Origin of the sequence: Micromonospora sp. CB01531 (assembly GCF_001905095.1) — a bacterium.
GTDB lineage: Bacteria > Actinomycetota > Actinomycetes > Mycobacteriales > Micromonosporaceae > Micromonospora.
Genome location: NZ_LWLS01000025.1, coordinates 1 through 6,107, shown reverse-complemented (window position 1 = coordinate 6,107; position 6,107 = coordinate 1). Strand labels below are relative to the sequence as shown.

Genomic DNA, 6,107 nt, shown 5'->3' with positions numbered 1-6,107 from the left:
CCTCTTCTCCGGCTGGGGCGTACGCACCCTCGCCGAAGGAGAAGCCCGCTACAACCCCCTCGGCTACCACGTCGGCACCGTCTGGCCATTCGACAACTCACTCATCGCCTGGGGCCTACGCCGCTACGGCTTCAACACCGAAGCCGCCCGCATCGCCGAAGGCATCCTCGACGCCGCCAACTACTTCGACGGCCGACTACCCGAAGCCTTCGCCGGATACCCCCGACACCTCACCCGCTACCCCGTGCAATACCCCACCGCATGCAGCCCACAGGCTTGGTCAACAGGTGCCCCTCTGTTGTTGCTGCGGACCATGCTCGGTATGGAACCGCGCGGAGATCACCTGCTGACCAGGCCGGCGGTGCCCAGAAAGGTCGGCCGAATCGAACTGCGCCACATACCCGGGCGCTGGCGGCGGGCCGACGTCTTCGGCCGCGGTCGGTTCGGCTAACTGCTTCGTCCCGAAAAAAGACTCCCTTTCGTCAGGGCGAAGGAGTCAGGGCGGGTCCTGCCGATCTACGGGGCGTGAGCGACTATGTCTGGTCGGCGAGGTGTTCCTCGCGCCACCGCGCGAACCGCCTCCGCATTGCGGTGATGCGGCCTGGATCGGTGTCCACCGGCACGCTCGGGCGACCCGGTCGGGCATCGAAATGCGCCCGGAACGGGCGCCCCGATCGGCTGGTCCCTGCTGCAACCCAGCGGCTTCATGCGGAACTTCCGCACCGGCGCCGGAGCGTTCACCGACAACGGCGAACTGATTGGCCTGGCCGGCGACTAGGGAGTCGCCTACATGGACTGTCACGACACTGCCGCGTGTGCTGCCGCAGTGCTCACCGGACCGGCCCGGGCCAATGGCACCTACATCCTCACCGGACCCGAGACGCTCACCCACGCACACACCGCGCACCTTCGACGAGTTCCTCATCGCGTCGTACCAGGCCGTAGGGGCGATCCCCTAGCTGTCGGGAAGCAACGCGTCCGTCAGGAGGTGGAGAGAGGCGTAGGACGACGGCGACGCGAGTCGTACGGCCGGCGCGACCGCAGGACGATGCCGCAGGGGTGACGGTTGCCTACCGTCCTGGATGTGGAAGAACGTCTTGATGGCGTGGCGGTGCCTCGCCGGCGCGTCCGGGCGGGTTGGCGGCGTGCGTTGCTGCGGATTGTCACTGGTCTGCTAGTGGTGTTCGCGGTGGTCAGCGGCTCCGGTTGGACCTACGAGACGCTGGCGAGGCGGAGTGACGGTCAGCGGCATCCGGCGCCCGGCCGGTTGATCGATATCGGGGGCCACCGGCTGGACCTGAACTGCACCGGGTCGACTGGCAGTGCGCCGACCGTGGTGTTCGAAGCAGGGCTCGGCGAGTCGTCCACGACGTGGGCGACGGTGCAACAGATGCTGACCGACCCCTCGGCGACCGTCCCGGTCCGGGCGTGCAGCTATGACCGCGGCGGCTATGCGTGGAGCGATCCGGGGCCCGGTCGGCGCGACGCCGGGCGGCTGGCCGAAGAGTTACACACCCTCCTGACCAACGCGGGCGAACATGGGCCGTACGTCCTGGTCGCTCATTCGGTGGGTGGGTTCGTGGTGCGTCTGTTCGCTGACCGTTGGCCTGGCGAGACCGCGGGTCTGGTGCTGGTGGACGTCACCGACGAGCGCGAGACAGGGACGTTGAAGGCGAGCGCCCCGATCGTTCGCGCGCAGATGGCCGCCTTCCGGTTCGCCGCGCGGATCGGTGTGGTGCGCCTGGCCCCGGGGATCGCCGCGAGCACGGGCGCGCCGCGGGCGGCACGTGAGCATGCGGCGGTCGTGTATCGGAGCACCAGCATGGCAGCCGCCGCCAGCGAAGCTGAGGCGTCTGTGGACAGCGCCCGTCTGGTGCAGTCAACGGTACGTCCTGGAGCCTGGCAGGACCGGCCGGTGGTCGTGATCTCCGCAGCCGGGCAGCCGCGCCAAGTGCTCGAACATCACGCCCAACTGGCCGCCCTGTCCAGCCGAGGCCAACACATCATCGCCGACACGACCGATCACTACGTCCATTACGGCCAGCCGCAGCTGGTTGCAGGCGCGGTGCGACGAGTCGCCTCCGGTGCTGCTCTGTAGACGACCGTCGATCGTGCAGATCGGCAGGCTTCACAGGATTTCAGCGGACAACAATCCTGGCCGGTGGTCCCGGGGCAGGCGCGGGGGTCAGGGCGGCCATGCGTAGCGCATCGTGCAGTGCCGCTGCGGCGTTGCCGTCAACGGTGGGTAGGGTCCGCGCCGCGAGCCAGGCGGCGCCGACCTCGCCTGGCGCCGCGACAAGCACCGGCGCCGACCATCGGCGGGTGAGCATTCGAGTCGGCCACCTTGTCCATCAGTACTGCGATGTAGTGGGAGTACAGCTCGGGTGGGAGGCCGCGTTCGATGGTGTCGAGCATCGCCGGACTGGGGTATCGGCCGCCTTGTCGACGAGCTCTCCGTAGAAGTCGAGTTGGCTCTGCCGCATCTCGGACAGGACTCAATGCGCAGATCAGCGTCGGTGAGCAGGTGAACCAGGGACTGGCCGAGCGGCGTGCGGCACCCGACGCTCAGGTAGCCGGCCGGCTGAAGCCGCTCACTGTTGACCACGGCTCGCGCACCGGAGACGACGTCACGCTCCTCACTCATTACTACCTGGTCCGTGCTGACGACCTCGAACAGTCCGACGCAGCCGTCCAGGAACTGCGCGACGACCTCGGTGAGCGCCACACCGTCGAGTACGTGGGCCCGCTGCTACCGCTCGACTTCGCCGAGAGTGCGGACGACGTGCCCCCGATACCCGCGAGCGGAACCGCGTCCAGCCGCTGGGGATGGTGAGACGCCTCAAGGAAGAGCGGTGCCGTGAACAACGGTGAAGCTCAGCACCGCCGTAGCCAGCGGGTACCGCCCGGCGGTTCCCCTGCCGAGTCCTGACTGATCCACGGGCGGGCCGGAACAACGACCGGTTCGGTCATAGGCGCTGCCTATGACGGTGGTCTGGGAATGATCCCTACCGGGGAGCGCCGCGCGGGCGAAGCCTGGAACGGTGATCGTTCTTGCTGAGATGCCCACCCGCCGCCGCGCACCCGCCCTTGCCGCCGGACTCGGCGCGGCGGTGTTGCTGGGACTCGCCGCGACAGTTGCCGGCACGCTGGTCCCCGTGGTCGGTGCGCCCGTCTTCGCCGTTGCCGTCGGGGTCTTGCTGAGCCCGCTGGCGCGGTCCCGGCCCGAAGCGATGGCGCCAGGCCTGAGCTTCGCGAAGGGCCTGGTGCTGCAGCTGTCAGTCGTGTTTCTCGGCGCTCAACTGTCGCTCGACGAGGTGCTGTCGGTGAGCGCGGAGTCATTGCCGGTCATGCTGGGCACGCTCGGGGTGTGCCTGCTGCTGGCCTGGTCGGTGGGCCGGCGGCTCGGCGTCCCCCGCGATCTACGCACGCTGATCGGTGTCGGCACCGGCATCTGCGGCGCCTCCGCCATCGCGGCCGCGACACCGGCGATTCGGGCGAAGAGTAACGACGTGGCATACGCGATCTCGACGATCTTCCTCTTCAACGTGGCCGCCGTGCTGGTCTTTCCGCCGCTCGGGCACGCGCTGGGGTTAAGCGCGCACGCGTTCGGGCTCTTCGCGGGCACCGCCATCAACGACACCAGTTCGGTGGTGGCCGCCGCGGGCGCCTACGGCCAGGACGCCGCCGGATACGCAGTCGTCGTCAAGCTCGCCCGCACCCTGATGATCATTCCGATCGTCCTCGTCCTCACCACCCTGACCCGCCGCCGCGCCGACCTGCCGAAGACGTCGAAGGCGCGGCTCGCGGTCTCCCTCGTGCCCTGGTTCCTCGTCGCATTCCTCGCCGTGGCCGCACTGAACACCGATGGACTCATCCCCACCGCCGCCCAGGCCGCTCTGCATCAGGTGGCGCTGCTGTTCATCGCAATCGCCCTCGCCGCCGTCGGCCTCTCCACCGATGTGGCCGCCCTCCGGCGCGCAGGCGCCCGGCCGCTGCTGCTCGGCCTGATCCTCTGGGCCGCGGTCAGCTCGACCAGCCTGGGCCTGCAATACCTGCTGGCCCGATGACCAGCCCCGGGACGGGCCGAACACCCAAGCACCTGTGACAGACTGCGCGGGATGCCACTGCCGCCCTGGATAAGCGACCTGCCGGCGCTCGACCTGCTGCTGTCCGTCGCCGAGACGGGGAGCGTCGGACGCGCGGCACAGGCCCACGGGATCACACAGCCCAGCGCCAGCGCTCGGCTTGCGAAACTGGAACGCCGACTCGGCGTACCGCTGCTGGTGCGTTCGCGGCGCGGGAGCCTTCTCACGCCCGCCGGCGAGGCCGTCGTCGCCTGGTCGCGCAACGTCATCGACGCCGCGCAGAACCTCGCCGACGGAGTTCTGACGCTGCGCGCCGACCGGCAGGCCCGGCTGCGTATCGCGGCGAGCCTCACCGTGGCCGAGTACCTGCTGCCGGCCTGGCTGCTGAGCCTACGCCGCACCCATCCCGAGCTGGACATTTCGGCCGACGTCGCGAACAGCCACGGCGTCGTCGAGGCCGTCCGCTCGGGCACGGCAGACCTTGGGTTCGTCGAGTCACCCGACATCCCCGCCGACCTGAGTGCCCGCATCGTGGGCGACGACCGGCTCGCCTTGGTCGTCGCCGCCACCTATCCGCTCGCCGCGCACGCCTGGCGCCCACTGCGGCCGACCGACCTCGCCGATCAGCCACTGCTGCTGCGTGAACCGGGCTCCGGAACCCGCGACACGTTCCTGAACGCGGTCGAGCACGCCCTCGGCTTCGCGCCGTCGCTGCCGCACGCCATCAGCCTTGGCTCGACCACCACGATCCTTTCCACGGTTCGGGCCGGTGGTGGCATCGGTGTGATCAGCGCGCGCGCAGCCGCGCCTGCCGTCGCAGCGGGAGAACTGGTCGAGCTCCGGGTCGAGGGCCTCCCGCTGACCCGTCCGCTGCACGCGCTGTGGCTGGGCCGTACCCCGACCGCCCTCGCAGCGGAACTCTTGGCGATCGCCGCTGTTCCTTCCGCAGCCCGATAGCAGTTCCGGTGAATTTCCCGCCAGGATGGCTTGCCCTGGAGGATCCCACCGGACGAGGTCGGGCATAACGGGCGGTGCGCGGGAAACCCGCCCTCGGCGCGTTCGCCATCCCTCCGAAGGCCCCATCACCCAGCACCCACACTGCGATTTTGGCCTGGTATGCCAGCAGGCCAGCACGAGCGCCACCGGGAGTGCGGCGAGCAGGTAGCGCAGCAGGCCCTTGTGCGCCGGTAGCCGCACCAGGGTTGCGGGACTACGCCAGCCCAATCTGCTTCATGAAGGTGGTGAGGTCGTAGAAGAGGTTCTCTTCGGCGATCTTTCCGTCGACCCATCGGGCCACCGTGCAAAAGTCGACGTCGAACGATTTGCCGGTCGGCGGGATCTCGTTACCGTCCGGGCCGGTCATGGGGCCGGTCATGGTGCCGGTGAAGCGCGCGATCGAGCACGTCCAGTCACCCGAGGCGAACAGGACCTTGTATGGCCGGTTGCCCAGCCGCTGATCCGGAAACGCCTTGAAGAAATCCCTCGCCTCGGCCTCGTGGTTGTGCTGACCATGCGTCTCCGGTTTGCCGGGCCACCGCACCACGACGTCCTCGTGATGCCGGCTGTTGAATGTGTCGATGTCCTGGGCGTTCCACGCGTCGTCGAGGGTCTGCATCAGTTCCATGTTCTGCTGCTCGATGCCCACCGCCGTGACCTCCTGCTGTTGACCGCCGGTTCAACGGTCAGCCTAGGGCGGTGCAATGGCCACTCGGCCGCGTTTGTTGACTTCCATGACCCTGTTGGCCATTTGATGGCCTGGTAGGGCGCGCGTCGCGCGTTGGTCGGGCTGCGGCTTTGCGATGGTCGGGCGCGGTCGTCTTCCCCCTTCCCGGCCGTAGGATCGGGTGTCTGATGTCGATGCAGCCGTTGCCGTGGCCCGAGCCCGCGGGAGAGATCACCCGGGCGGTCGCGGAGATGTATCGGGGGCGGCGGGCGCCGTTGCCGGTCGCGGTCCGTGACGAGTTGGAAGAGCTGTTCGCCGACGCGGAGTTCGCCGAGGCGTTTGCCGCTCGCGGGCCGCAG

Annotated in this window: 6 protein-coding genes; 5 read left to right on the top strand and 1 reads right to left on the bottom strand. The window is 69.0% G+C overall.

All coding sequences use genetic code 11. The features are described 5' to 3' along the window. From A6A27_RS06250 to A6A27_RS06230, 5 genes are all read left to right on the top strand, one after another. On the top strand, window positions 1-451 hold a 451-nt coding region (locus tag A6A27_RS06250; protein ID WP_443189951.1), incomplete at its 5' end, for an amylo-alpha-1,6-glucosidase. Between the two features lie 633 nt (window positions 452-1,084). Then, window positions 1,085-2,098: an alpha/beta fold hydrolase gene (locus A6A27_RS06245; protein WP_158073956.1), complete on the top strand. Its 1,014-nt coding sequence runs from the start codon at window positions 1,085-1,087 to the stop codon at window positions 2,096-2,098. Window positions 2,099-2,401: 303 nt separating this feature from the next. Beyond that, window positions 2,402-2,833, top strand: coding sequence for a GvpL/GvpF family gas vesicle protein (locus tag A6A27_RS06240; protein ID WP_073833593.1), 432 nt, complete (start codon window positions 2,402-2,404; stop codon window positions 2,831-2,833). Window positions 2,834-3,041: 208 nt separating this feature from the next. After that, window positions 3,042-4,067 carry a YeiH family protein gene (locus A6A27_RS06235; protein WP_241825098.1) on the top strand — a complete coding sequence of 342 codons (1,026 nt, stop codon included), beginning with the start codon at window positions 3,042-3,044 and terminating at the stop codon, window positions 4,065-4,067. Between the two features lie 51 nt (window positions 4,068-4,118). Further along, window positions 4,119-5,042 (top strand): LysR family transcriptional regulator, encoded by a 924-nt coding sequence (locus A6A27_RS06230; protein WP_073833591.1) that lies wholly within the window; start codon window positions 4,119-4,121, stop codon window positions 5,040-5,042. 253 nt (window positions 5,043-5,295) lie between these two features. On the opposite strand, the gene A6A27_RS06225 is transcribed toward A6A27_RS06230, so the two are convergent. Beyond that, complete coding sequence (locus tag A6A27_RS06225; RefSeq protein WP_198940210.1) at window positions 5,296-5,730, bottom strand: ester cyclase; 435 nt, start codon at window positions 5,728-5,730, stop codon at window positions 5,296-5,298. Window positions 5,731-6,107 lie beyond the last annotated feature (377 nt).

Coding starts and splice junctions, on each gene's coding strand:
- A6A27_RS06240 (WP_073833593.1), top strand. CDS start 2,402: ATGGTGTCGAGCATCGCCGGACTGGGGTATCGGCCGCCTTGTCGACGA.
- A6A27_RS06230 (WP_073833591.1), top strand. CDS start 4,119: ATGCCACTGCCGCCCTGGATAAGCGACCTGCCGGCGCTCGACCTGCTG.